General features: G+C 37.7%; 23 protein-coding genes. 4 read left to right on the top strand and 19 right to left on the bottom strand.

Annotated features, from left to right (window positions below; genetic code table 11):
* Nucleotides 1–109: 109 nt before the first annotated feature.
* From mdh to citZ, 3 genes are all read right to left on the bottom strand, one after another.
* Nucleotides 110–1048, bottom strand: a complete 939-nt coding sequence (gene mdh, locus NY607_RS07680; RefSeq protein ID WP_048393582.1) for a malate dehydrogenase — start codon at nucleotides 1046–1048, stop codon at nucleotides 110–112.
* A 178-nt stretch (nucleotides 1049–1226) separates the two neighbouring features.
* Complete coding sequence (icd, locus tag NY607_RS07685) at nucleotides 1227–2489, bottom strand: NADP-dependent isocitrate dehydrogenase (protein ID WP_048393581.1); 1263 nt, start codon at nucleotides 2487–2489, stop codon at nucleotides 1227–1229.
* Between the two features lie 79 nt (nucleotides 2490–2568).
* The gene (gene citZ, locus NY607_RS07690; RefSeq protein ID WP_048393579.1) at nucleotides 2569–3684 is read right to left on the bottom strand and encodes a citrate synthase; all 1116 of its coding nucleotides are present in this window, start codon (nucleotides 3682–3684) and stop codon (nucleotides 2569–2571) included.
* A 250-nt stretch (nucleotides 3685–3934) separates the two neighbouring features.
* Between citZ and NY607_RS07695 the strand changes: the two genes are divergently transcribed.
* Nucleotides 3935–4900: an AI-2E family transporter gene (locus NY607_RS07695; protein ID WP_259419412.1), complete on the top strand. Its 966-nt coding sequence runs from the start codon at nucleotides 3935–3937 to the stop codon at nucleotides 4898–4900.
* Here the strand turns inward: NY607_RS07695 and NY607_RS07700 are convergent.
* From NY607_RS07700 to NY607_RS07735, 8 genes are all read right to left on the bottom strand, one after another.
* A complete protein-coding gene (locus NY607_RS07700) occupies nucleotides 4884–5273 on the bottom strand; it encodes an FxsA family protein (RefSeq protein WP_054549955.1) in 390 nt (129 codons plus the stop codon). The two genes, NY607_RS07695 and NY607_RS07700, sit on opposite strands and share 17 nt — an antisense overlap.
* A 202-nt stretch (nucleotides 5274–5475) precedes the next feature.
* Nucleotides 5476–7236 (bottom strand): pyruvate kinase, encoded by a 1761-nt coding sequence (pyk, locus tag NY607_RS07705; RefSeq protein ID WP_048393575.1) that lies wholly within the window; start codon nucleotides 7234–7236, stop codon nucleotides 5476–5478.
* A 26-nt stretch (nucleotides 7237–7262) separates the two neighbouring features.
* Nucleotides 7263–8222: a 6-phosphofructokinase gene (pfkA, locus tag NY607_RS07710; protein ID WP_048393573.1), complete on the bottom strand. Its 960-nt coding sequence runs from the start codon at nucleotides 8220–8222 to the stop codon at nucleotides 7263–7265.
* A gap of 321 nt (nucleotides 8223–8543) precedes the next feature.
* Nucleotides 8544–9500 carry an acetyl-CoA carboxylase carboxyltransferase subunit alpha gene (locus tag NY607_RS07715; protein WP_004226227.1) on the bottom strand — a complete coding sequence of 319 codons (957 nt, stop codon included), beginning with the start codon at nucleotides 9498–9500 and terminating at the stop codon, nucleotides 8544–8546.
* A complete protein-coding gene (gene accD, locus NY607_RS07720) occupies nucleotides 9493–10350 on the bottom strand; it encodes an acetyl-CoA carboxylase, carboxyltransferase subunit beta (protein ID WP_048393568.1) in 858 nt (285 codons plus the stop codon). The genes NY607_RS07715 and accD overlap by 8 nt, the downstream gene beginning before the upstream one ends.
* 24 nt (nucleotides 10351–10374) lie before the next feature.
* Nucleotides 10375–11016, bottom strand: coding sequence for a FadR/GntR family transcriptional regulator (locus tag NY607_RS07725; protein WP_259419413.1), 642 nt, complete (start codon nucleotides 11014–11016; stop codon nucleotides 10375–10377).
* A 132-nt stretch (nucleotides 11017–11148) separates the two neighbouring features.
* Nucleotides 11149–14232: a DNA polymerase III subunit alpha gene (gene dnaE / locus NY607_RS07730; protein WP_259419414.1), complete on the bottom strand. Its 3084-nt coding sequence runs from the start codon at nucleotides 14230–14232 to the stop codon at nucleotides 11149–11151.
* 22 nt (nucleotides 14233–14254) lie between these two features.
* On the bottom strand, nucleotides 14255–15199 hold the full coding sequence (locus NY607_RS07735; RefSeq protein ID WP_259419415.1) for a DHH family phosphoesterase: 945 nt from the start codon (nucleotides 15197–15199) through the stop codon (nucleotides 14255–14257).
* Nucleotides 15200–15289: 90 nt separating this feature from the next.
* Here NY607_RS07735 and NY607_RS07740 point away from each other — a divergent pair, with 90 nt between their 5' ends.
* Nucleotides 15290–15595 (top strand): YtpI family protein, encoded by a 306-nt coding sequence (locus NY607_RS07740; protein WP_048393558.1) that lies wholly within the window; start codon nucleotides 15290–15292, stop codon nucleotides 15593–15595.
* Between the two features lie 55 nt (nucleotides 15596–15650).
* Here the strand turns inward: NY607_RS07740 and NY607_RS07745 are convergent, their stop codons facing one another.
* Together NY607_RS07745 and NY607_RS07750 are read right to left on the bottom strand one after the other, a co-directional pair.
* A complete protein-coding gene (locus NY607_RS07745; RefSeq protein ID WP_004226205.1) occupies nucleotides 15651–16958 on the bottom strand; it encodes a DRTGG domain-containing protein in 1308 nt (435 codons plus the stop codon).
* Between the two features lie 152 nt (nucleotides 16959–17110).
* Nucleotides 17111–17794 carry a metal-dependent hydrolase gene (locus NY607_RS07750; RefSeq protein WP_016994815.1) on the bottom strand — a complete coding sequence of 228 codons (684 nt, stop codon included), beginning with the start codon at nucleotides 17792–17794 and terminating at the stop codon, nucleotides 17111–17113.
* 233 nt (nucleotides 17795–18027) lie between these two features.
* Here NY607_RS07750 and NY607_RS07755 point away from each other — a divergent pair, with 233 nt between their 5' ends.
* Nucleotides 18028–19116, top strand: a complete 1089-nt coding sequence (locus NY607_RS07755) for a M24 family metallopeptidase (RefSeq protein WP_004226198.1) — start codon at nucleotides 18028–18030, stop codon at nucleotides 19114–19116.
* Between the two features lie 51 nt (nucleotides 19117–19167).
* Here NY607_RS07755 and ald read toward each other — a convergent pair whose 3' ends face one another.
* Complete coding sequence (ald, locus tag NY607_RS07760; RefSeq protein WP_259419416.1) at nucleotides 19168–20283, bottom strand: alanine dehydrogenase; 1116 nt, start codon at nucleotides 20281–20283, stop codon at nucleotides 19168–19170.
* Nucleotides 20284–20704: 421 nt separating this feature from the next.
* Between ald and NY607_RS07765 the strand changes: the two genes are divergently transcribed.
* Nucleotides 20705–21154, top strand: a complete 450-nt coding sequence (locus NY607_RS07765; RefSeq protein ID WP_004226191.1) for a universal stress protein — start codon at nucleotides 20705–20707, stop codon at nucleotides 21152–21154.
* 61 nt (nucleotides 21155–21215) lie between these two features.
* On the opposite strand, the gene NY607_RS07770 is transcribed toward NY607_RS07765, so the two are convergent.
* The 5 genes from NY607_RS07770 to mbcS form a co-directional block, all read right to left on the bottom strand.
* Complete coding sequence (locus NY607_RS07770) at nucleotides 21216–22145, bottom strand: class I SAM-dependent methyltransferase (protein WP_259419417.1); 930 nt, start codon at nucleotides 22143–22145, stop codon at nucleotides 21216–21218.
* Between the two features lie 89 nt (nucleotides 22146–22234).
* Complete coding sequence (gene tpx / locus NY607_RS07775) at nucleotides 22235–22738, bottom strand: thiol peroxidase (protein WP_004226187.1); 504 nt, start codon at nucleotides 22736–22738, stop codon at nucleotides 22235–22237.
* A 124-nt stretch (nucleotides 22739–22862) separates the two neighbouring features.
* Entirely contained in the window at nucleotides 22863–23489 is a 627-nt protein-coding gene (locus tag NY607_RS07780; protein ID WP_054549949.1) for an RDD family protein, read from the bottom strand.
* Nucleotides 23490–23502: 13 nt separating this feature from the next.
* Entirely contained in the window at nucleotides 23503–24516 is a 1014-nt protein-coding gene (sppA, locus tag NY607_RS07785; RefSeq protein WP_048393549.1) for a signal peptide peptidase SppA, read from the bottom strand.
* 185 nt (nucleotides 24517–24701) lie between these two features.
* Nucleotides 24702–26285 carry an acyl-CoA synthetase MbcS gene (mbcS, locus tag NY607_RS07790; RefSeq protein WP_054549948.1) on the bottom strand — a complete coding sequence of 528 codons (1584 nt, stop codon included), beginning with the start codon at nucleotides 26283–26285 and terminating at the stop codon, nucleotides 24702–24704.
* Nucleotides 26286–26449: the final 164 nt, after the last annotated feature.

Consider the following 26449-nt stretch of genomic DNA (forward strand, 5'->3'; position numbering starts at 1 on the left):
ATGCTAAAAGTACAATGAAAAGCAGAAGAACCTTACCTTTCTCAACCCTGGAAACATAAAAAAACGAGCAGGAACATTCCCTACTCGTTTTAAGACTTAGACTGATATTCTACACTAAAATTTTCATCACATTACGAACTGCTTCTGCTGATTGATCTAAAGCTGCTTTTTCTTTGTCCGTTAATTCTAGCTCAAAGATCTTTTCAATACCGTTTTCGCCAAGTAATGTAGGAACACCTAAGTATAAATCATGATAGCCGTACTCGCCTTCTAAATAAGCAATAGATGGTAAAATACGTTTTTGGTCTTTTACAATAGCTTCAGCCATCTCTATTAGTGCCGCAGCAGGCGCATAATAGGCAGAGCCGTTACCAAGTAAGTTGACAATTTCTGCTCCACCATTACGCGTTCGGTCAACAATTTCTTCTAAACGTTCAGCAGAAATAAGTGATTCTAACGGAATACCACCAGCAAATGAATAACGTGTTAACGGTACCATTGTGTCACCGTGACCACCTAATACAAAACCAGTAATATCTTTCACTGAAATCTTAAGTTCTTCTGCCACAAATGCACAGAAACGAGCCGTATCAAGAACACCTGATTGACCAATTACACGGTTTTTAGGGAAGCCAGTTTCTTTGTATACTGTGTATGTCATGGCATCAACTGGGTTTGTCAGTACAAGGATTGTAGCATTTGGTGAATGCGTAGCAATCTCTTTTGAAACAGTTTTCATAACACTCTGATTGATTTGAACAAGGTCATCACGGCTCATACCTGGTTTACGTGCAACACCAGCGGTAATGATCACTACGTCAGAATTCGCCGTATCTGCATAATTGGAAGTACCTTGCACATAAGAGTCAAACCCTTGTATTGGTGCTGCCTCCCACATATCTAGCGCCTTACCCTTTGTTGGGTTTTCTGCTTGTGGAATATCCACTAATACGACGTCACCAAGTTCTTTCTGAGCTGCTAAAAATGCTGCAGTAGCGCCTGTAAAACCGCCACCGATAACTGAGATTTTTTTTCGTTTCAGAGACATTTGAATACGCTCCTTTAAAATTAGGTTATATATTTTAAAAGAGGGAGGAGACTTCCATCTCACTCCCTCAATTAAACAAGTTTATCGTAAATATTCAATTAAAATTTACTGTCACCCTAATTATATCGGCAGAAAAAAGCATCCGCTTTAGCGATAAATTCTATTGTAGAATAGAAAATTATAGGTTTTTGATTAACTCATTAGCGAATTCTGAACATTTCACTTCTGTAGCGCCGTCCATTAAACGTGCGAAGTCATAAGTAACAACTTTAGAAGAAATTGTTTTCTCAACAGATTGAGTGATCATGTCAGCAGCTTCTTGCCATCCTAAGTGTTCAAGCATTAATACACCTGAAAGTAATACTGAAGATGGGTTTACTTTATCTAAACCAGCATATTTTGGAGCTGTACCGTGAGTAGCTTCGAAGATCGCATGGCCAGTAACATAGTTAATGTTAGCTCCTGGAGCGATACCGATACCACCAACTTGTGCAGCTAAAGCATCAGAAATATAGTCACCATTTAAGTTCATTGTAGCTACTACATCGAACTCAGTTGGACGAGTTAAGATTTGTTGTAAGAAGATATCAGCGATAGAATCTTTCACTAAGATTTTGCCAGCTGCTAAAGCATCAGATTGAGCTTTGTTTGCTGCTTCTTCACCTTGTTCAGCTTTGATAGCATCGTATTGGTTCCAAGTGAAAGTTTGATCAGCAAATTCTTTTTCTGCTAATTCATAACCCCATTTTTTGAATCCACCTTCAGTGAATTTCATGATGTTACCTTTATGAACTAAAGTAACAGATGGGCGTTTATGTTTAATTGCGTATTCGATAGCAGAACGTACTAAACGCTCAGTACCTTCTTTAGATACAGGTTTAACACCGATACCAGAAGTTTCTGGGAAACGGATTTGATTTACACCAAATTCAGATTGTAGGAAGTTGATGATTTTTTGAGCTTGTTCTGAACCAGATTCGAATTCAATACCAGCGTAGATGTCTTCAGTGTTCTCACGGAAGATAACCATATCAACGTCTTCTGGGCGTTTAACTGGAGAAGGCACTCCATCAAAGTGACGTACTGGGCGTAAGCATACATATAAGTCAAGTTGTTGACGTAATGCTACGTTAAGAGAGCGGATACCACCACCGATTGGTGTAGTAAGAGGACCTTTGATTGCAATTAAGTATTCATTAATTTTGTCTAAAGTTTCTTGTGGTAACCATTCACCAGTTTGGTTAAATGCTTTTTCACCAGCTAAAACTTCTAACCATTCAATTTTCTTTTCACCGTTATAAGCTTTTTCTACTGCTGCGTCAATTACGCGTGATGCTGCTGCCCAGATATCTGGACCAATTCCATCACCTTCGATGAAAGGAATTACTGGATTGTTTGGTACATTAAGTACGCCATTTTCAACTACAATTTTGTTTGACATTCTGTTGCCTCCTAAATTCATAATCATAGGACTGTGTTAGTGATAACACAGTCCCAAACATTCTAGCATATTTTCCAAATTAGCGCTCGCTGATTGGAACATATTTTTGCATGCCTGGTCCAACATACTCAGCACGTGGACGGATTAGGCGGTTATTAGCATATTGCTCAAGGATATGTGCCACCCAACCTGAAGTACGTGATACTGCGAAAATTGGTGTGAACAGGTCATGATCAATACCTAAAGAATCATACACTGACGCAGAGAAGAAATCTACGTTTGCAGGTAATTTCTTTTGTTCTACGATCATGTCATGGATTTTAACTGACATTTCGTAAAGCTCTGGTTTACCAGTTAGCTCAGTTAATTTTTTAGACATTACGCGTAAATGCGGAGCACGAGGGTCGCCTTTACGATATACACGGTGACCGAAGCCCATGATTTTTTCTTTGTTGTCTAATTTATTTTGAATATAAGATTCAACATTTTCAAGTGAGCCAATTTCAGTTAACATTTTCATAACTTGCTCATTTGCTCCACCGTGAAGTGGTCCTTTTAATGCACCGATCGCTGCAGTTACACCTGAATAAACGTCAGATAATGTAGCTACACATACACGTGCAGTGAATGTAGATGCATTTAACTCATGGTCAGCATGTAATACTAATGCTTTGTCAAATGCTTCAATTTCAATATCTGCTGGCTCTTCGCCTTTAAGCATGTATAAGAAGTTTGCCGCATATCCTAGTTCAGGTTTTGGTGAAACTGGTTCTAAACCTTTACGAACACGTGCAAAAGCAGTTACTACTGTAGCAATTTTAGCTTGAAGACGAATTGCTTTACGGTAGTTTGCTTCTGGATCCATAACATCCGCTTCTTCATCGAATACACCAAGTAAAGATACTGCAGTACGCAATGCAGCCATTGGATGTACAGTTGAAAGTGGGTATGTTTTAAATTGGTCGACAATCGCTTGCGGAATTGACATGTTGTCTGCCAATTGTTGTTTTAATTCAGCTAGCTCGTCCTCTTTTGGTAAACGAGTATGCCATAACAGGTAAATTACCTCTTCGAATGACGCATTTTCTGCTAAATCATCAATGTTGTAACCAACATATGTAAGTGTGTCATCGATAATTGAACTGATTTTAGATTCCGCTGCTACGATACCTTCTAAACCTTTAGTTGCTGACATAAATTATCGCTCCCTCATACTTATTTTTTTGTTGCAAATGCGTTTTTTATGTTGCATTTACGAATTTTGCTCATATGAACCATTAAGTAAATCGCTTACATTGCTATTATAATCATTTTTGACAGCTTTGTGAATGAAAATCCTCCAAATAAAGAAAAAGACGTCCGAACGACTATATAATTGTCCTAAAGAGATTTTTTTGTATATTTTGACATTAATTTATCAATTGGTTTGGGGTGAATTTGTAAAAATGAGGAATTTAAAGTATTTTTCATACGAAAGAACTACGAGCGTTTTGCTATTTATTTTTTATTTAGTCATACTTTGGTTTGTATTACCTGTGTCACTCGCAATTTTTTTATCATTTTCGACGTATCCTATCATAAATTTTTTACACAAATATTGTAGGATTGCGTATTGGATTGCAGCAATTATTGTGGAAGTATTAATATTAACCTGTATTTTTCTACTAGTTGTCATATCTATTAACAGTATTATCGTCATTTTTCCAGAAATTCAAGAGACTTTACAAAATTTCCCGCTTTTCAGTGAATATGAATCCATGTTTGTACAAGTTTTAAAAGAAAAATCACTGTCCATTTTCGATTCCATCATCGTATATACAGCAGATCTTTTCCAATTATTAATGAAGCATGTCATTGAGGTTTTCATCTTTTTAGTCGCTTATTACTTTGCGCTTCTAGAAACACGTAAATCACGCTATTGGTTCTTTCAATATGTGCCTAAAAAATATCGTCAAGAGTGGCAATCTCATTTTGCAAAAATCATGCAACTTTTTCATTATTTCTTATTTGTAGAGTTTCAATTATTTACGATTACCCTACTCATTCTTTGTGCTGGCTTTATGATCCTTCAATTTGAACAAGCCATTATTAAAGCATTTATTGTAGCATTTGCAGATGTACTACCGTTTTTCGGAATTGGCGTTTTTCTTGTGCCAATGAGCATTTATTTTTATTTCAATGGCAATACCTTTTTATGTGTGGCCATTTTACTACTCTATTTATTTGTACAATTAACAAGGCAGCTAGCCGATTCGATGCTTTGGTCCAATACGCTTCAGCTACGCACATTCCATACATTCTTTATCAGCGCTGCCTCTATTCTATTATTTGGCTTTTATGGTATATTACTGAGCCCTATCTTTTTATTTCTAGCTGTAAAACTGAAAGAAAACTCTATCTTTGAACGATGATGAATTGACCTTTTTTCATTTTTTTACGCATCCAGTAATAGACAATGGGTTGGAACATTTTTCGAGAAAATGGCATGAGTAGGAATAAACCTAGGACATCTGTTAAAAATCCAGGTAACGCTAAAAGCAAACCACCACCAAAAGTTAAGAAAGTATCCACTAATGCAGCTCCTGGCGCTTCTCCGCGTGCCAATGTATTTTTCACATTTTGAACAGAGTTCATACCTTTATTTTTCATGACATAAATCCCAATCACACTCGTAGCAATAATGAGCAATAATGTACTTAAAACACCAATATTTTGTCCAATGACTATTAATAACGTCAATTCGGCTAATGTGTAGACAATGAAACCAAGAAAAATTTTTCGCATATTTTTCTCCTTTCTACTTGAAAAGCTATACCTTTTATACGTTATTATAGCCCGTTTAGTTTCATAAAAAAATGAATAGACCTATTCTATGAGAAAGCAACTTCTGTTAAAGGAAGGAATTAATAGTTTCCATAAAGTGTGTGTACAACCTTTATGGAAAAGCTCTAGTACAACAAACCGCACTAGAGCTTTTTGTTAATTATTAAAGAACGCTTGCATGTCCTTTGTATATCACACCTGTTTCAGCGTCCATTGTAATTTCTTGACCATGACGGATTAATGTAGTTGCTTCTTTTACACCAACGATTACTGGAATACCTAGGCTTAACCCTACAACTGCTGCATGGCTAGTAAGTCCACCTTCTTCAGTAATTAGGCCAATACAATTTTCTAAAGCAGGCATCATATCACGATCTGAACCGACTGTAACAAGGATGCATCCGTCTGTATCGTAGGCAAGTGCCTCAGCAGCATTTTTAGCAACCACTGTTTTACCAACAACTGATGCTTTTCCGATCCCTTGTCCACGTGCAAGTAAATCTCCAATAATGTGAACTTTCATTAAGTTTGTTGTACCCGCTTCACCTACAGGTACACCTGCTGTAATGACAACTGCGTCTCCATGTGTAACAAAACCATGCTTCAAGCTTTCATCCACAGCTAGTTCTAAAATTTCATCTGTTGTTGTCACACGTTGACACACAATTGGGTATACGCCCCATACTAGTGTTAATGTATGAGCTGTATTTGTAGAGCCTGTTACGGCAACAATTGGCACTCCTGGTCGATATTTCGCAATCATTCTCGCTGTATTACCACTTTCAGTTGGAGCCAATACGGCTTTCACCCCTAAATTGATAGAAGTATAAGCTACAGCTTGTGAAATTGCCTCTGTCATATTTGCTTCTTTCTCACGACTACGTGTAGAAACAATTGATCGATAATCTAATGAATTTTCAGTACGTTGTGCAATTTTATTCATCGTTTGTACCGATTCAACTGGATAAAGACCTGCGGCAGTTTCACCAGATAACATGATAGCATCTGTTCCATCAATAATTGCGTTGGCTACATCACTTGCTTCTGCACGTGTTGGTCGTGGGTTACGCTGCATGGAATCTAACATTTGAGTTGCCGTAATTACCGGTTTACCAACTTGATTACATTTTAGAATTAATTTCTTTTGTACAAGTGGTACTTCTTCTGCAGGAATTTCAACACCAAGATCTCCACGAGCAACCATTAAACCGTCAGATACTAGGATGATTTCATCGATGTTATCGACACCCTCTTGGTTTTCAATTTTTGGGATGATTTGAATATGACTACCACCATTTTGTTCAAGTAATTCACGAATTTCAAGAACATCTTTTGCACGACGAACAAATGAAGCAGCAATAAAATCAACACCTTGTTCGATACCAAATAAAATATCTTGTGCGTCTTTTTCTGTGATACCTGGTAGTTGTACAGAAACACCTGGTACGTTAACACCCTTTTTATTTTTTAGTACGCCAGCATTTTCAACAATTGTATGAATTAATCCTTTTTCCATATCCGTTGCTAATACACGTAGTTGAATTAGTCCATCATCAAGTAAAATAATTGAATTTTGCTCAACGTCTTCAATTAAGCGCTCATATGTGACAGAAAAGCTCGTCTCAGTACCTTCTACTTCTGTCATTGAAATATCAATTACTTGACCTGCTGACAAATGAAGCTCGCCATTTTTCATGTTATGTGTACGAATTTCTGGTCCCTTTGTATCAAGTAAAATTCCCACTGGTTTATTTAATTTTTGTGCCACTTCACGAATTAAATGAATACGCCCTGCATGTTCCTCATGTGATCCGTGTGAAAAATTCAAGCGGGCTACATTCATACCTGCTTCGATTAATTTTTCTAAAATTTCTGGTGACTCACTTGCAGGTCCAATTGTACATACGATTTTTGTTTTTCTCATTTTTGCCCACTCCGTTTTATAACAAATTATATTGATAGTTCTTTCATTAGTGTATATAGGCTTACATCAGCCTCATGATTCTTTTCAAAAGCCTCTGGCATATCATAATCAATGACTTGATGATTGCGAATACCTACTGCTCGACCAGCCTTGCCTTCCATAAGTAATTCAACTGCATGTGCGCCAAACTGACTCGCTAATACGCGATCTCTTGCTGTAGGTGATCCACCACGTTGGATATGACCTAATACTGAAACACGTGTTTCTTTTCCTGTTTTTTCTTTTAACAGTTTTGCCAGCTCACTTCCTGACATAACACCCTCTGCCACAATAATAATACTATGCTTTTTACCACGTGCAGCACCACGATCTAAGCGTGCGACAATATCATCTAAATTATAATCTTCTTCTGGAATTAAAACTGTTTCAGCACCAGCAGCAAGACCTGCCCATAAAGCGATATCTCCTGCATCACGTCCCATTACCTCTACAATGAAAGAATTTTCATGAGATGTAGCAGTATCTCGGATTTTATCAATGGATTCTACTACTGTATTTAGGGCTGTATCAAAGCCAATCGTATATTCAGTTCCAGGAATATCATTGTCAATTGTTCCAGGTACCCCTACAACAGGGAAGCCTTTTTTCACCAAATCCATGGCACCTCGATAAGATCCATCACCACCAATGACAACAAGTCCTTCAATACCAGCAGCTCGTAAATTCTCAATACCTCGTTGCTGAACAGCATCTTCTTTAAATTCTGGGCATCTTGCCGAATTCAAATGCGTGCCACCGCGTTGGATAATACCACCAACTGCACCTAAATCAAGTTCTTCCATAAATCCTTTTACTAAGCCTTCATAACCATGCTTAATTCCGACAACATCAATTCCATGAAATGCTGCCTTACGAACGACCGCTCGAATAGCAGCGTTCATTCCAGGCGCATCTCCACCACTAGTTAATACAGCAATTTTTTTCATTGTCGAACCTCCTGCAGTTACTATTATTATTCACATTAACATGAAAAAACAAACTATGTAAGGGTTCTGGGGATACAAAAACATAACTTTTACATAAAAAATGAAAAGAATGCGCTTTCACACACTCTTTCCACCTAAAAACATCCTAAATCTAACATTTTTTCAAGAAGTCTGGCGTTTATTATGCGCTATTATCTTCTTTCATTTTTATAGCTTTTTAATATGCTAAGAAACAAATTTTGTCTCTTAACGAGCAAATATATAGCTTTTAAATTTTATATCCTATTAAAGTAAACAACATTCATCTTTTTACAAACAGATTTACACTTCTGTATACTGTCCAATTTTTTTAAATTTTTCATAGCGATCTTCAACTAATTGTTCTCCATTTAAAGAATTTAATGCATGAAGTGTGTCACTAATGCATTCTTTAATAGAAAGGGCCTGTTTTGCTACATTGCGATGTGCTCCACCAATAATTTCAGGAATAATGCCATCAATTACACCAAGTTCTTTCAAATCAGGTGCTGTGATACGCATGGCTTCTGCTGCCTGCTTAGCCAGACTACCATCACGCCATAAAATAGATGCCGCTCCCTCTGGCGAAATAACAGAGTAAGTCGAGTTCTCAAGCATAAAGACACGGTTTGCTACACCTAATGCTAATGCACCACCACTTCCTCCTTCACCAATAACGATACTAATTACAGGCACAGTTAAGCCAGCCATTTCTACAAGGTTTCTAGCGATTGCTTCACTTTGACCACGTTCCTCAGCAGCTTTCCCTGGGTAAGCACCTTTTGTATCAATAAAACAAATAATTGGTCGTTTGAATTTTTCAGCTTGCTTCATCAAGCGTAGTGCTTTTCGATACCCCTCTGGATGAGGCATACCAAAATTACGACGGATATTTTCCTTAGTAGACTTACCACGTTGATGTCCAATTATTGTTACTGGTTGCCCTTCGAAAATGGCAATCCCACCAAGAATGGCTGCATCATCACCAAATGTACGATCACCATGTAATTCAATAAAATCTTCACACATTGCTTCAATATATTGAAGCGTTGTAGGTCTTTCTGGATGCCTTGCTACTTGCACACGATCCCACGGCTTCATATTGGCATAAATCGATTGCTCTAATTGTGATAAACGTGTTTCAAGCTTCTCGATTTCACCAGACATATCAACTTCTGCTTCAGCAGCAATTGTTTTTAATTCATCAATTTTCTCACGTAATTGTACGACTGGTTCTTCAAATGCTAAATTTTTAGACATGTTGTACGCCGCCTTTCGTATGCATTTTTACAAGTAAAGAAACTTGTTTACGTAAATCTTTGCGATGGAAAATGGCATCAAGCTGACCATGCTCTAATAAAAATTCTGCTGTTTGGAAATCACTTGGTAGTTTTTCTCGTACAGTTTCTTCAATTACACGTCGCCCTGCAAAGCCAATCAAAGCCTGTGGCTCTGCAATATTTATATCACCAACAGAAGCAAAGCTTGCTGAAACTCCGCCTGTTGTTGGATGCGTTAAGATGGAGATGAACAATAAGCCTTGATCACTGTGGCGTTTTAATGCGACACTAGTTTTCGCCATTTGCATTAATGATAATACGCCCTCTTGCATACGAGCACCACCACTAGCGGTAAAGATAATAAATGGTACACCTAGTTCAGTTGCCTTCTCTACTGCTCGCGTAATTTTTTCACCGACTACAGAGCCCATTGACCCCATACGGAAGTGCGAATCCATAATCGCTACGACAATTTCTTCCCCATCTATTGTACCAACGCCTGTTAGGACAGCCTCATTCAAGCCTGTTTTCTCTTGGTCTGCTGCAATTTTTTCAACATACGCTGGGAAATTAAGAGGATTACTTGTTTGTAAATGATCATCCATGGATTCGAATGAGCCTTCATCTAAGAAATAGTCCACACGTTCTTGAGCAGTCATTTTGAAATGATGACTACATTTTGTACATACTTTATGATTTTTTTCTAATTCTTTTGTTAATTGAATGTGACGACATTCAGGACATTTTGTCATTAACCCTTCTGGAAATGCCTTTTCTTGCCCGTCCTCTTTCTTTTTTCGATTACCACTAAATAAGCTACGTATTGCCATGTTCGACTCCCCCTTTGTTGTTGTCTAAATGCTCTGTACAGTACTCATCCACTGCTCATAAGCTTTTAATGCTTCTTTTTCGTAACCCAGCTGCATCGATTTCAACATCGTTTGAATGTTTAATTTTTCATCTTCTGTTGAGTTTCGATTTAAACGGTCGCCATCATAAGCTGCTAATTGAAACCAGATTTTTAATGAAAGACGATTACCTGTCGTAATTAATAGTTCTCTTAAAATATCTCGACAATTAATTGTACCTTCTATTTCTAGTTTCACAAAAAAACTATCCCACACAGGTAGTGTGCGAAGAATCTCTGTACAACTTATTACGCGGATTGCTTCCATTTCATGAATTTGTCGCGTTAATTCGACATCTTTTTTTGATTTTTCATCTTCTAATATAAACATCGACAGTATTTCTACGAGCTGATGCTTATGTGTGGACGCAAGAAAAGTACCACCACCATGTCTCGTTTCAATAAGCCCTAGCAACTCTAAGCTTCGCAAAGCCTCTCTCACAGAGGATCGCCCGACACCTAGACGCTCTGATAGAACTCGTTCGGAAGGTAGCTTCTCACCTGCTTGAATTTTTTCCATTTTAATGAGTTGACGTAGTTGTTGGACGATTTCTAAAAACACTTTTTTTTGTTCGGTTTTTTTATCCATACGACTAACTCCCCTTATCAAAAAAGTGGTCTGACCACTTTTTAACGTTGACTCTAGCTTACAAAATAACTGTGCAAAAGTAAAGAAAAAACTGCATAAAATTTAATGCAGTTTCTAATTTCTTGTTTCATTTTATATCTTTTTCGTCGTTTGCGCATGTTTTACTTTGATTTGCGGCTTGCCAAAACGTCTTTCTAAAACACCTTCAATCCATAACATTTCCTCCTCTACCAGCAGGTCTTGGACCAACTGAAAGGTTTGTGGAAAAAATGTAGTGGAAACTGTTCCAAACTCATCCTGTAGCTGAACAAAAGCCATTTGCTCACCTTTTTTCGTACGGATTTTCTTCACTTCTTCAATCAGACCAATCATTTTTATGGAGGTACCATCACGCTTCTGCTTCAACTCTCGACAGGTACTATTGATATCCGCCCAGAAGAGTCTTTCCTGTGCAACTGGATGGGTAGAAATATAAAAGCCCAAGCTCTCTTTTTCATGCATCAATTTTTCCTTCTGGGACATTGCTTCTGCCTGCATATATTTTGGTTTACCAAAACTAAATGCCATTGCTGATGCTAAATCAATATCTTCAGTTGGCCTTAAAAGTTCTGCGTGTTTCAAAGCTGCCTCAACTGTCATGATGAGGACGGCTCTATCTTTTTCTAGATAATCAAGCGCCCCAGCATATATCAATGATTCCAACACTCTTGGCTTAAAATGCTGCGCACTTAAGGCAACAGCTAGATCAAATAGGTTATTTAATACCTCTGGATTTGTTTGACGGAGTCCATGTATTTTTTCTATAAATGTATGAGGCACACCTTTAATTCCTGATAAGCTGTAGCGAATGCCTTCCTTTTCCACCGTAAAATATTTCGTACTACTTTTTAATGAAGGTGGATAAAATGGGATGCCCTTATCTTTTGCCTCATGGACAAATTGTTGAATCTTTTCTACATTTCCCGTGGCATTTGATAATAACGCTGCATAAAAGTTTTGAGGGAAATGCGCCTTTAAATAAGCCATTTGATAGGAAATAACACTATAGGCCACAGCATGACTTTTAGGGAAACCATAATCCGCAAAGCGTACAATCAGTTCGTATACTTCTTCAGCTAAACGCTGATCAAAGCCTTGGCGTAGCGCCCCCTGAACAAATGCTGTGCGTTGCTCCTCTAAAACTTGTCGATTTTTTTTACTCACTGCTCGGCGAAGCAAATCTGCCTGTCCCATTGTAAAGCCGGCCAGTACTGATGCAATTTTAATAATTTGTTCTTGATAAACGATCACACCAAAGGTCTCTTGTAAAATAGGCTCTAGCACTGGATGTGGCATCGTTACCATTTCTCTGCCAGCCTTCCGTTTTGCATAGACAGGAATAAAATCCATTGGACCTGGGCGATAAAGTGCATTTACAGCCACAATATCTAAAAAGGTTGTAGGGCAGATATCACGCAAGGCTTGCTTCATACCGTCTGATTCTAATTGAAAAATCCCCAGCGTATCCCCTCTTTGTAATAGTTGAAACGTCTTGTCATCATGCAGTGGGATTCGCTCAAATTCTATCCAAGGACCACCAGCTTTATAAATTGACCAACGTATTTGCTCTAAAATAGTGAGATTGCGCAAGCCTAAAAAATCCATTTTGACGAGACCACATGCTTCAATATCTCCCATTGGCCATTGCGTACTATAAATACCATCATGCCCTTCTTCAATCGGTACAGTATTCACTAAAGGCGATGGAGCGATGACAATACCAGCTGCATGTATAGACGAGTTTCTTGGTAGGCCCTCCAATTTTAACGCCACCTCGTACCAACGCAAATGCTTATCATTCTCCGCTAACCAGCCTTGAAAGTCCTGTGACTCTGCTACAGCTCTTTGTAATGTAATTCCCGGCTTATTTGGAATCATCTTCGAAATTTTTTCTAGCATTTCCGCATCAAAGCCAAATACCCGTGCAACATCCCTGGCAACTGCTTTTGCAGACAATGTACCAAATGTAATAATTTGTGCGACATTTGCTTTGCCATACTTTTGGGCAACATACTGAATGACTTGATGCCTTTTACTATCAACAAAATCGATATCAATATCAGGTAAGGTAATTCTTTCAGGATTTAAAAAACGTTCGAATAATAAACCATAGGCAAGTGGATCTACTTGGGTAATCGAAAGACTATATGCCACAAGCGAACCTGCTGAGGAACCACGTCCAGGTCCCGTCAAAATTCGATTTTCTTTTGCATATCGCATAAAATCCGCCACAACCAAAAAATAGTCAGCAAAGCCCATAGAGCAAATAATTTCTAGTTCATACTGTAATCGTTCATGGTAAGCACCGGGTATTGCCAGTTGCTTGAATCGCTCTTCTAATCCAGTAAATGCTTCTTTAACAAGCAAGCTTTCAGCTGTTTCACCTTCAGGTACAGGAAATTTAGGCATTTGCACAGGCATTTTTGGTAAATCAGCTTTACAGCAAGCAAGCATTTTCGTACTGGCATCAAGCCAATCTGGACGATCCGCAAACCAATTTTGCCATTCGAATGCTGTTGGGGCAAAATAGCCCTGTACATCAGCTGTTTGCATAGTATTACCAAGCTTTTCTCCTGTATCAATTGCTCTTGCTACTTCATAAGCAAAATGATCTTCTGGACGCAAGAAATAACAGCTTTGAGAGGCTACAAGTGCAATAGCATGTTCTTCACACCAAGAAACGAAATCATCTTCTTGTTCAGCTTTTATCCCTCCAGGTCTAGCAATCCCCATATAGAGGTGATGGTTAAACAGTTGGACCAAAGCAGAAACCATTGCCTGCCAGTCATCTACATCTGTTAAATCGTCTGAAGAAAGTAGCGCTATACAACCTGCTGAATATCCCTCAAGCCATTTCCAAGGCAGCATATCATCTTGTCTAATTGAAATCGCACTACTAATCTTTAATAAATGTTGATAGCCCTCCTGTGTCTGCGCATACAGGACGAGGGGAAGCGTTTTATCATGCCACTGAACGTTAACCGAAAGCCCTATAACCGCATGGATATTTACTTGCTGCAATGCTTTACAAAAAGGCAAAAGCCCGTACAATTTCGTATTAACGATTGCACAGGCCTGTGTCTTTTGTTCTTGTAAAAAAGGAATCAATTGCTCAAGCCGAATTGTGCTTTTCAATAAATCCGCGCTCGTATGCATCTTTGTATATACATGTGTCAAATGAATCCCTTCCTTTTCTCTGTTAATGATACGCTTTACAAATCTCTTTTAATCTTGCAATAACGAGGTCTGCTTCTTCCCATGAATAGGCAGTAGCACCAGATGCAAGCGGATGTCCGCCACCGTTAAATTCTTTTGCTAATGTATTGATAACGGGACCCTTCGAACGTAATCGTACACGGATCTGATCCCCCTCTTCAATGAAAACAACCCAAGCGCATATATCTTTAACACTGCCTAGGCAGCCTACTAATAAAGAAGCCTCAGATGGCACAGTGTCATGCTCTGCCAGTAATTCTTTTGTTAGCTTCACATAGGCAGCTCCATGCTCATCCATTGTAAAGTTTTGATAAATATATCCCTGTAAATTAAGTAATTTTTGCTCCATTTCGTACATGCCATCAAATAGTTGGTTTCGATCAAAATCATATGTAATCAGATCCGCAGCAACTTTAAATGTTTTAGCTGTTGTACTTGGGAATTGGAATCTGCCTGTATCGCCCACTATTCCTGCAAATAATAAGCGTGCAGCAGCATCTGAAAGTTTCCAGTTTGCTACTTCCTTGCCTTCTTCATATAATTCATAGATCATTTCGCTACAAGAGCTTGCTGTCGTGTCCACCCATAAAAGATCACCATAAGCATCATCATTTGGATGATGATCAATTTTTATCACCATTTTTCCTTTTGTGTAGCGTTGGTCGTCAACACGCTCTGTATTAGCCGTGTCAGTGACAATAACTAAAGCATTTTCATACACTTCATCCGCTATTTCATCAGGCTGTGCCATAAAAGATAAAGAAGCATCATGTTCCCCTACAGCAAAAACCTTTTTCTCAGGATAATTGGCTAAAATAATCTCTTTTAAGCCTTGCTGTGAGCCATAAGCATCAGGATCAGGACGTACATGACGATGGATAATAATGGTTTCATTGGCCTCAATTGTGTCGATGATTTGTCTTTTCACAATAATTTCCCCCAAAATGATAGTAAGAACCGTTAGCATTTTTACATAATTATCGTTACAATAATGTCTAGTTATGCTAGGAGGTTTACTATGCTCAATTTAATATTTGTGTTTGCGATTATCATATCTTTTGTTTTTTATTTTTATTTTAAAACAAAACAATTCCGTTCTCCATTACCTATTGCTAAAAATTGGTATAAAAGCAAAGCGAACATCGGCTTAGGTTCCTTAATATTGTCATTTGCTTTAAATCAAGCTTATTTATTCCCGAGCTTATTTACATTTATTATTGTAGCAATTCTTGCCGCGCTCGGCATCTTAGTTATTGTAGAAAATATAAAAAAAGCACGTCATTATGGACAATTTGTTGAGGAAGAATTCCGCATTAATCAATAATATATGTAACAAAGGGATGACCAAGCAATTGCGCTAGGCCATCCCTTTTCAATACTTAACGTTCTAATAGTTGGAACATCATCATTGCCTTACCAACAAGCATTTGTTGATTATACACTTCAAAATCCATCTTCACAAACTTACGACTCATATCTAAAATCCGAGGCTTAACAGTTAGCGTACTTTCCATTTGGACTGGTTTAATAAAGTAAATAGTCATATTCTCTGCCACTGCATCTCCACGTTTACGTCGTTTTAATGCGAATGAACCGACCTCAGCTAGTAAAGTTGTAAAAGCACCGTATGAAATTGCTCCATATTGATTAGTCATTTGTGGTGTGACTTTAAATTCAACGATGAGTTCTTCATCACCTAATACCTTCATTTCATTTTTCACTAAATCATCAATCGTTTCACCATGCTGTGGCTGTCTTTGTGCTAATTGCAACGCCTTCAGTACATCTTGACGGCTAATAACACCCTGTAAAATATTGTCGTCATCTACAATTGGTAAGAGATCAATCCCCTCCCAAATCATTCGATGCCCTGCCGAAGCGACACTCATTTTCATGGAGCCTGCAATTGGGTTTTTCGTCATTACTTTTTCAATAAGCTCGTTTTCTTCACGACCAATGACGTCTTTTACGGTAATCATACCGACCAATTTATTTTGGTGGGTAACTACAGGAAATGCACCATGGGTTGTACGTTCATTCAGCTTCTGGAAATGATGAATTGTTTCATCATTTTTTAATGCTGCAGTGTCAGTCATCGGTACATAAATGTCTTCGATAAAAAGAATATCTTTTTTAATCAATTGGTCATAGATTGCCCGGTTAATCATTGTTGCTACTGTAAACGTATCGTAGCTTGTTGAAATAATTGGTAAATCTAATGAATCTGCAAGCAACTTATTATCTTCCGTAGTATCGAAACCGCCGGTGATTAAAACAGCTGCCCCCGCTCGAAGGGCATTCTCATGTGCTTTAATACGGTTACCAACAATTAATAAGCTACCTGCATCAGTGTAACGCATCATGTCCTCTAATTGCATAGCCCCAATAACAAATTTTGTTAGTGTTTTATGTAGACCTGATTTACCACCTAAAACTTGGCCATCTACAATATTAACAATTTCTGCAAAAGTTAAGCGCTCAATATTTTCTTTCTTTTTTTTCTCAATACGAATTGTTCCAACACGTTCAATAGAACTTACTAAGCGACGATTTTCAGCTTCCTTAATTGCACGGTAAGCTGTTCCTTCACTCACTTGCATTTCCTTTGCTATTTGCCGTACTGAAATTTTATCGCCCACCGGTAGTGATTCGATGTATTGTAAAATTTTCTCATGTTTTGTAGACAAAATATCACCTATTTCCTAAGCTTCAATTCTGCTCTTAGTGTACCATATTTTTTATGAAAATATTTAATATAAAGTGATGAAATTGTTTAACTTTCCCCATCATTTCAACTACCAGCGTGGTGTCAATTCATATAGTACAGCATTACCAACGACTAGAAACAGTTTACTTTTTCGCCAGCTTTCAAAATTTGAACTTCTGTATTTTGTACTAAATCTGCAAAAATCTGTGGATCTTGCTCGATTGGTGGGAATGTATTGTAATGAATCGGTACGACAATTTTCGGCTTTAAAAACGAAACTGCACACGCTGCATCCTCTGGCCCCATTGTAAAATTATCACCAATTGGTAAGAATGCAATATCAATTGGATGTCGTTCACCAATTAGTTTCATATCACCAAAAAGAGCTGTATCGCCCGCATGATAAATTGTTAATCCTTCAATAAATAATAAAATTCCAGCAGGCATGCCCATATAAATTATTTCGTTATTTTCTGTTACATAAGAAGAGCCATGAAAGGCTTGTGTAAACTTTACTTTACCGAAGTCAAATTCCTTTGCACCACCTATATGCATTGGGTGTGTTTTTACACCTTGCCAAGAAATCCAATTAGCCAGTTCATTTGGCGCAATGACTAGCGCATCTTTTTTCTTCGCTAATTCTACTGTATCTCCAACATGATCATTATGGCCGTGTGTAAGTAAAATAATATCTGGCGCTTCGTCAGCCACTTTTAAGTCTGTTTGCCCATTGCCATTAATAAAAGGGTCAATTAATATCGTTTTTCCATTTGTTTGAATTTTGACAACTGAATGTCCATGATAACTTATTTTCATCTTAACATCCTCCTCGATTAACAAAGTACCGTCCAACATTTTAATTCGCTACCCATGCGCTTTTTCCCTTTTTTTGATATGCTTGTACAGAGAATAATGGTAGTATTCTCTAACAGCTTTATACCCTGTTAGAGCATAATTATTCAGTACTCTATAAGAAACCTCGCTACTTTTTTCGGCAGTCGAAGCTTTCTTACGTAAAATTTTCAATGCACTAAAAGGAGGACATATTAATGTCAAAGGTTGAAGAAATCCAACGTTACTTGCAGCAAAATCATATCGATGCAGCGTTCGTAACAACACCTGACAATGTTTTTTACGTTTCAGGCTTTAAAAGTAATCCACATGAAAGATTACTAGGAGTCATGATTTTTAAAGATGCGGAGCCTTTTCTAATTTGTCCACAAATGGAGATTCCAGATGCAAAGGCTGCTGGTTGGTCTTATGAGGTAATTGGTCATCAAGATACAGAAAATTCGATGGAAGTTCTTGCTCAAGCGATTGTAGCACGCCAAATCACCCCAGCTACATTTGCTATTGAAAAAGCACAACTCATTGTTGAGCGCTTGGAAGCTTTACAGCAATCTTTCCCTCAAGCTAGCTTTGTGCGTCTTGACGAAAAAATTAATGCGATGCGCGTAATCAAAGATGAAAGTGAATTAGAAAAATTACGTAAAGCTGCTGAATTGGCCGATTATGCAATTGAAATCGGTTGCAAGGAAATTGCTGAAGGTAAAACAGAAATGGAAATCCTAACAGCGATCGAAAGTGCCATTCAAGATAAAGGCTGTAAAATGTCTTTTGAAACAATGGTATTGAGTGGTCCAAAAACTGCCTCTCCTCATGGGAAGCCAGGTGCACGTAAAATTGAAAAAGGTGATATGGTACTATTTGACCTTGGCGTTATTTACGATGGCTATTGCTCAGATATTACACGTACTGTAGCTTTTGGGGAGCCTAGTGAAGCACAAAAAGAAATTTATCAAACTGTTTTAGCTGCCAATACAAATGCTGTCGCAGCAGTAAAACCAGGTGTTCGTGCGATGGACTTAGACAAAATTGCGCGTGATACAATTACAGAGGCTGGTTATGGTGAATATTTCACGCACCGCCTTGGACATGGTCTTGGTATTTCTGTGCATGAATTCCCATCTGTTACAGGTGCCAATGAGATGACGATGGAAGAAGGTATGGTCTTTACGATTGAGCCTGGCATTTATAAATCAGATGTAACAGGCGTACGTATTGAGGATGATGTTGTCGTTACAAAAGATGGCGTTGAAGTATTAACAAAATTCCCGAAAGATTTAATCATTCTATAATGCAAAAAAGGAAGCAACTAGTGTGCTTCCTTTTTCTCTGTCCAGCAAAGTTTATTGAATTAATTCATCCACATTGACAAATGGTAGTCCTTGCGAATCTGCCACTGCTTTATAAACAAGTTGTCCATCTAATGTATTCACACCTTTTTTCAGTGCTGCATTATCAAGGCAAGCTTGTTTGTAGCCTTTGTTGGCAATTTGAAGTGCATATGGGATTGTATTATTTGTTAATGCAATTGTAGAAGTACGTGGTACCGCACCTGGCATATTTGCAACTGCATAGTGTACAACGCCATGCTTCACATATGTTGGATCATCATGTGTTGTCACACGATCAGATGTTGCAAAAATACCACCTTGGTCAATTGCAATATCCACTACAACAGAGCCGGCTTGCATTGATTGAATCATTTCGTCCGATACAAGTTTCGGTGCTTTTGCGCCTGGAATTAATACAGCACCAATAACTAAATCTGAATCTTTCACTGATTCTGCAATATTATATGGATTAGACATTAATGTTTGAACATCGCGTCCAAACATATCTTCTAATTGACGTAAACGTTCTGGGCTTAAATCGATAACTGTCACATCAGCACCCATGCCAACAGCAATTTTTGCAGCATTTGTACCCGCAATACCACCGCCAATTACTGTCACTTTTCCACGTTGTACACCCGATACACCACCTAATAAAATACCTTTACCAGCATGGTTTCTCTCTAAGAACTGTGCACCAATTTGTGTAGCCATTTTACCAGCGACTTCACTCATTGGTGTTAACAAAGGTAATGAACCATTTGCTAATTGTACTGTTTCGTAGGCAATTCCTACAACTTTTTTATTTAAAAGTGCCTGAGTTAATTCAACCTCTGGCGCTAAGTGTAAATAAGTGAATAAAATTTGACCCTCGTAGAAGTAATCATACTCAGAAGCTACAGGTTCTTTTACCTTCATAATCATTTCTTGGGACCAAGCTTCTTTAGCTGTTTGAACAATATGAGCACCTGCTGCAATGTAATCAGCATCCGTAAAGCTTGAACCTAGCCCCGCTCCTGTTTCAATGTACACTTCATGCCCTGCATGTGTTAAAGTGACAACTCCTGCTGGTGTCATTGCTACACGGTTTTCATTGTTTTTAATTTCCTTTGGAATACCAATCTTCATTGTTTCCTATCCCCTTCCATAACGTAAGAAATAAGCATCATTTATGTAACTAAACTTGATGCACCCCTTGCACTTCCATATTACCAAACAATTGCAAAAAAAGCTTTAACTAATGCAAATACAGATAAAATTTATAAGATTTCCAAAATAACAAATATTCAAACGTTGTATATCATTATAAATTACTATATTTAAAAACTAAAAAGGAGTATAGGTAGCAGTTAATGGAGCTGATTCATGTGTAGTTGAAACCAATCAAAAGACGTTTACACACTGCAAATAGTGGGAATTAGATATTTATAATTAATTAACATTTCTACATGAAATGCCTTCACATTTTCATAATTTTTCTTGCGGAAAGTATTTCCTTTAGAAAATCATTTGGTATAATCAACATATACAAATCAGGGAGGTTTTTCAAATGGCTAATCATTATAAAAGCATTGTTGTTGCAGTAGACGGTTCAAAAGAAGCTGAATACGCGTTTCGTAAATCAATTGATGTTGCAAAACGAAACGAAGGTGCAGTGTTAAATCTAGTAAATGTAATCGATACTCGTTCATTTGCTGCTATCGAAGCATATGACCGTTCCATTGCAGAGCGTGCTCAAGCATTTTCTGAAGAACTATTAAATGGTTACAAAAAGCAAGCTGAAGATGAAGGTTTAACGAATGTTAATCTTATCATCGAGTATGGCTCTCCAAAAAATATCATAACAAAAGAGCTTTCTAACATCGTAGACGCAGATTTAATCATTTGTGGTGCAACTGGTCTAAATGCAGTAGAACGCTTCCTAATCGGTTCTGTATCTGAAGCTATTGTACGTTCAGCTAAATGTGACGTACTAGTTATCCGTACGCCTGAAAACTAATTTGTAATACATAAAAAGGTATCCTTGTATAGGATACCTTTTTACTTGCACTCAAGAGCAATTACTTGCCCTCTTTCCACATCTTCACTTTTTCAAAGAATAGCGCAAGTGCCTGCTTATTCTGCATATTTGGTACTTTAGCTAATAGGACTTCTTTAGGTGCTTTCAATTCCTTCGATTGTTTTTGTAAAATCACAATGCTCTTCTCTAATGATTTATTTGCAAACATCGAGTCAGGTAATTGAATAATCGCTTGAATCCACGCATGTTTTTGAATGTATTTGTGTAATTGCTTAGACTGCTCTGACTCAAACAGATGAGATGGTGCAAGGAAAAATAAATAGCCGCCATCCTTTGTATAATTCATTGATTGCTCGATGAATAAATGATGGGCATAACTCATCCCCTCCGCTGGACATAATTCATAATCGAGCGCCACTTCTTCATTTGGATAATAACCTACAGGTAGATCACAAACAACGGCATCCACTGGATTGACCAATAAATCTTCTAAGGCATCTTGACGGTATAAAGAAATAGGTTGTTCTGTTAAGTCAGCAGTTGCCGCAGCAAGACGAATAAGTAGCTCATCCACCTCTACACCTGTTGCTTCCACTTTTCCATCTAATAAATTCATAACCGTCAGTAATAAATTGCCCGTGCCTACTGCTGGGTCCATGATCGAGATCTTTTCATTTTCAAGACGCTCTGCAAAAATCTGCTCCACAAAGTAGCCCACTAATAGCCCTAACGTGTCAGGAGTCATTTGATGATTCGGCTGTGAGCCTTTGCGCATCCCTTTTAAAATAGCAATTTGAATAGCTTTACGAATATCCTCTTTTGTTGCATCTTTTTGAGAAAAATCAACTTCGCCATCAAGCCATGCCTCTAACCCATCTAATAATCCTTCTAGTAACGTTATATTGTGTTCTTTTTCGATTTTTTCGGCATGCTCATTTAGCAAACCAAATAACTTTTCGATATTTTCCATATCTAACTTCCTTTCACGCAGAAAAGAGCCGTGACAAACACTTGTCACAGCCCCTTTGTCTAGTATTATCTTAGCCTAAAAGCAGCTTATTATGCTAGTGCTTTGACAGCTGCAATGGCCGCTTCATAGTTTGGATGATCTGTAGCTTCAGGTACATATTCAACATATGTTACTTTATTGTTTGCATCCACAACGAATACTGCACGTGTCAGAAGACGTAATTCTTGAATGTATACGCCATATGCCTCACCAAATGAAAGGTCGCGGTGATCTGATACAGTTTGGACTGCATCTATACCTGCTGCACCACACCAACGCTTTTGAGCGAATGGAAGATCCACAGATACTGTATAAATGACTACATTATCACCTAAGTTCGCTGCTTCCTCATTGAATCGACGTGTTTGCGCATCACATACACCAGTATCTAATGATGGTACAACACTAAATAAACGAATTTTTCCTTCTGAATCATTTAATGTTACAGGTGATAGGTCATTCGCTAATACCGTAAAATCTGGAGCTTGATCGCCCACCTTTACTTCATTTCCTACTAGTGTCACTGGACCATTTTTAAATGTTACTTGTGCCATCTAAACGCCTCCTAATCATCATATGTACATAATATTACTAAATGAAGGGAATTAATTGCAACTATGATAGCTTACATACATAGAAATAGATAAGACTGTCTCCTAATTTGAGACAGTCTTATGTTTATTGTTCATTTTTTTCCTCTAGCTTGGCTAAGTCTATTTTTTCTTCTTGCACAGTAATTTCTATATGTTCTTCTTGTTTTGGTAAAGTAGTCGGTGTTGAAGCCTTTTCAATAAAGATTTTTTCGTGCACCACTGTTGTATCGGCAAAATAATCATGTAAGCCTTGATTTTCTGGCAAAATCACTACCAAAATATACAGTGGCATAAAAATATTATTGATGATACGACCAATCCAATCACGGAATAACACATCTGACCAAGTTAGCTGATCGTGCTTTAATGAAATTACACGTAATCCGAACACCATTTTCCCTAGTGTTTGCCCAAAGAACTTGGTCATCAGCACAAAATAGCTATAGTAGAAAATTGCTGTAATAATAGAAATTGGCGCATACCAAACCGAATCAGATAAAGACCAATCCATTAAATAGAAGATAGGATTGACGAGTATTCCACCTACAGCAGAAATGATGAATCCATCTAATAAAAATGCCCAAAATCGTACCCAAAAACCAGCAGTTTTTAATGCATAGTTTTTTTCATGTGCTGATTCTCCTGAAGTGTTTATATAGAAGCCATTTTCCAATGAGGGTGAACCTTGCATAACAATTTCATTGTTTGTCATTGTGCTCTCCCCCTTAGTATTCCCCATATAGATACATCATTTTCGGAGCGCTATAGTCCGTCATGATTTTCATTAGCATTTTTTCTTCGGCAGAGGGACCGAACATGGAGCCAATTTTCATACCTACGTATGATTGCCAGCCACCCATATCGTATGAATACTCAAATAAAGCCGCATCTTCAAGTCCATAATCCTCACGAAGAGCTGCAATGGCCGCTTCTTCATCACCAATTTCATCAATTAACCCTGCTTCAAGTGCTTTTGTACCGCCAAGAATACGACCATCTGCAACCTTCTTCACTTCTGCTTCAGACATATTACGCCCCTGCTCTACAATATCTACAAATTCTTCGTACGTTTCATTAATCATATCTTGCATCATTGCACGTTCCTCTGCTGTCACTTCACGCATTGGACTTAGCATATCTTTATGCTCTCCCGATTTAAACGTTTCAAATTTGACCCCTACTTTTTCAGCCAGCTCTTGATAGTTAATTGATTGCATGATGACACCAATAGAGCCTGTTATTGTATCACGATGGGCAAATATTTTATCTGCTGGTGCAGAAATATAATAACCACCTGAAGCTGCCATAGAATCCATTGATACATAAATTGGAATTTGTCGTTCTTCTTTTATTTTTAGTAGCTTTTTATAGATATCTGCAGATTCCTTTACACCACCACCTGGTGAATTAACGCTTAAAACAACCCCCTGTATGGACTCATCATATAAAATATTATCCAATTGTTCTAAGAAAAATTGATGATCATAGGCAACTGGTTGCCACAATGTACTTGAGCCGATATCTTGAATCGTTCCATCTACCTTTAAATAAGCAATTCGCTTATCAAAATTCTCCCCTTCAATGACATTTTCATATACATCTAAGCTATTACCTGCCATTAAGCTATCAAAATTACCTAGGAAATCTGCTTTAAATAGCGCAAAAATGGTATTAATTCCTAACGAAAATAGTAAAAGAACACCAGCCACTACTAAAGCAACCCACCTTTTTACATTCATGTCTTTCCGCCTCCTCAACACGTAATACGTATGACTTGCCAATTTGTTTCATTTTTTTGCAATAATTAAACACAAAAAGCTTTAAGCTATGTATTTCCTCATATTACCTTACCTAAAAAAAATAAAAAAATCAAAGTCCATACCTTTGATGAACTTTGATTTTCGACATTATTTCCTAGGAAATATTATAATTGGAGGTGTTTGATTTCTTGTTGTCGTAATTCGACACGTCTAATTTTCCCAGAAGATGTTTTTGGTAGTTCCTCTACAAATTCAATAGCACGTGGATATTTATAAGGAGCAGTCAATGATTTAACATGACTTTGGAGTGTTTGAATAAGCGCTCCATCACCTTTTTCACCATTGCGCAGAACAATAAATGCTTTGACAATATTTCCTCTTACTTTATCAGGGCTCGCTATAACAGCAGCCTCTTTTACAGTTGGATGTTTCATTAAAGCATCCTCTACTTCAAAAGGGCCAATTGTATAGCCTGAGGAAATAATAACATCGTCTCCTCGTCCGTCAAACCAAAAGTAGCCATCTTCATCTTTATAAGCACGATCTCCTGTAATATACCAATCCCCACGAAATTGTAAATTTGTACGTTCAGGATCATTTAAATATTTTTTAAAGAGTGCTGGCGTTTCGCGATGAACAGCAATATCACCAACTTCTCCGATTGTAACAGGTTTGCCCAAATCATTAATAATTTCAACAGTGTTGCCAGGAGTAGGTTTTCCCATAGAGCCAACTCTCGCTTCCATCCCTACCATTGTGCCTACCAATAATGTATTTTCCGTTTGTCCATAGCCATCTCGCACTTGTAATTTGAATGTTTCCAAGAATACTCTAATAACCTCACTATTTAATGGCTCACCAGCTGATACAGCTTGGCGAATTGCACTTAAATCATATTCATGTAAATTTTCAAGCGCTGCCATAAAACGATATTCAGTTGGTGTACAGCATAGTACATTGATTTTGAATCTCTCAAGCAATGCTAAATAAGAAGCTGCTTCAAATTTACCTTTGTAGACAAATGCAGTAGCACCACTGCCTAAAGTAGCTAGAAATGGACTCCAAATCCATTTTTGCCACCCTGGTGCTGCAGTCGCCCAAACAATATCATTTTCTTGTACACCCAACCAATGTGGTGCTGTTGTTCGTAAATGAGCATAGCCCCAACTATGCGTATGCACTGCTGCTTTTGGATTTCCTGTTGTTCCGCTTGTATAGGCTAAAAATGCATTGTCTGTGCTTTTTGTTGGGATAGGATTTATGTAGGTTGTAGGTTGATTATTCATTTTTTCAAGTATGTTCTGCCAAGGTTCATGTGCATTCCCTATGACAAATTGCAGTATGTCTTGTAAATTTCCTACTTTATCGAACTGTTCAATATAGGGTTCAAATGCAATAACTGCTTTAGCATTTGCATGATGAATTCGATACTCAATATCCTTTGTTCTTAACATCTCAGAACTTGGAATAATAGTTAAACCCGCTTTCAATGCAGCAATATACACAATATATGCTTCAACCGAACGTGGTACCATTACTAAAATGACATCACCTTTCTTTAAACCTTGCTTGGTGAATACATGTGCTGCTTGATTCGCTTTTTCCAATAAATGTGCATATGTAATACATTGGATGTCTTGGTTTTCTTCACAAATGATTAAAGCATTTTTGGCTGCATCCTGAGCATATTTTTCAATTTCCTCTACTATGTTATACCATTCTGGTGCAACTAAATCTTGTCTTTTCATGGCAATTGCCCCCTTTTGTTATGACACATTATAAAACTCTTTTTTCAGCATTTTCAATGGTTTGTGCTTAATTTCGGTAAAGTCATGACAACTATCATACCCTCCTATATGGCATCGGTCACATTTTATCTATAGGAAAACTTGCTATTGAATACAAATGAAAA

Origin of the sequence: Lysinibacillus sp. A4, from assembly GCF_024919535.1 — a bacterium.
In the GTDB taxonomy this organism is placed as follows: domain Bacteria; phylum Bacillota; class Bacilli; order Bacillales_A; family Planococcaceae; genus Lysinibacillus; species Lysinibacillus capsici.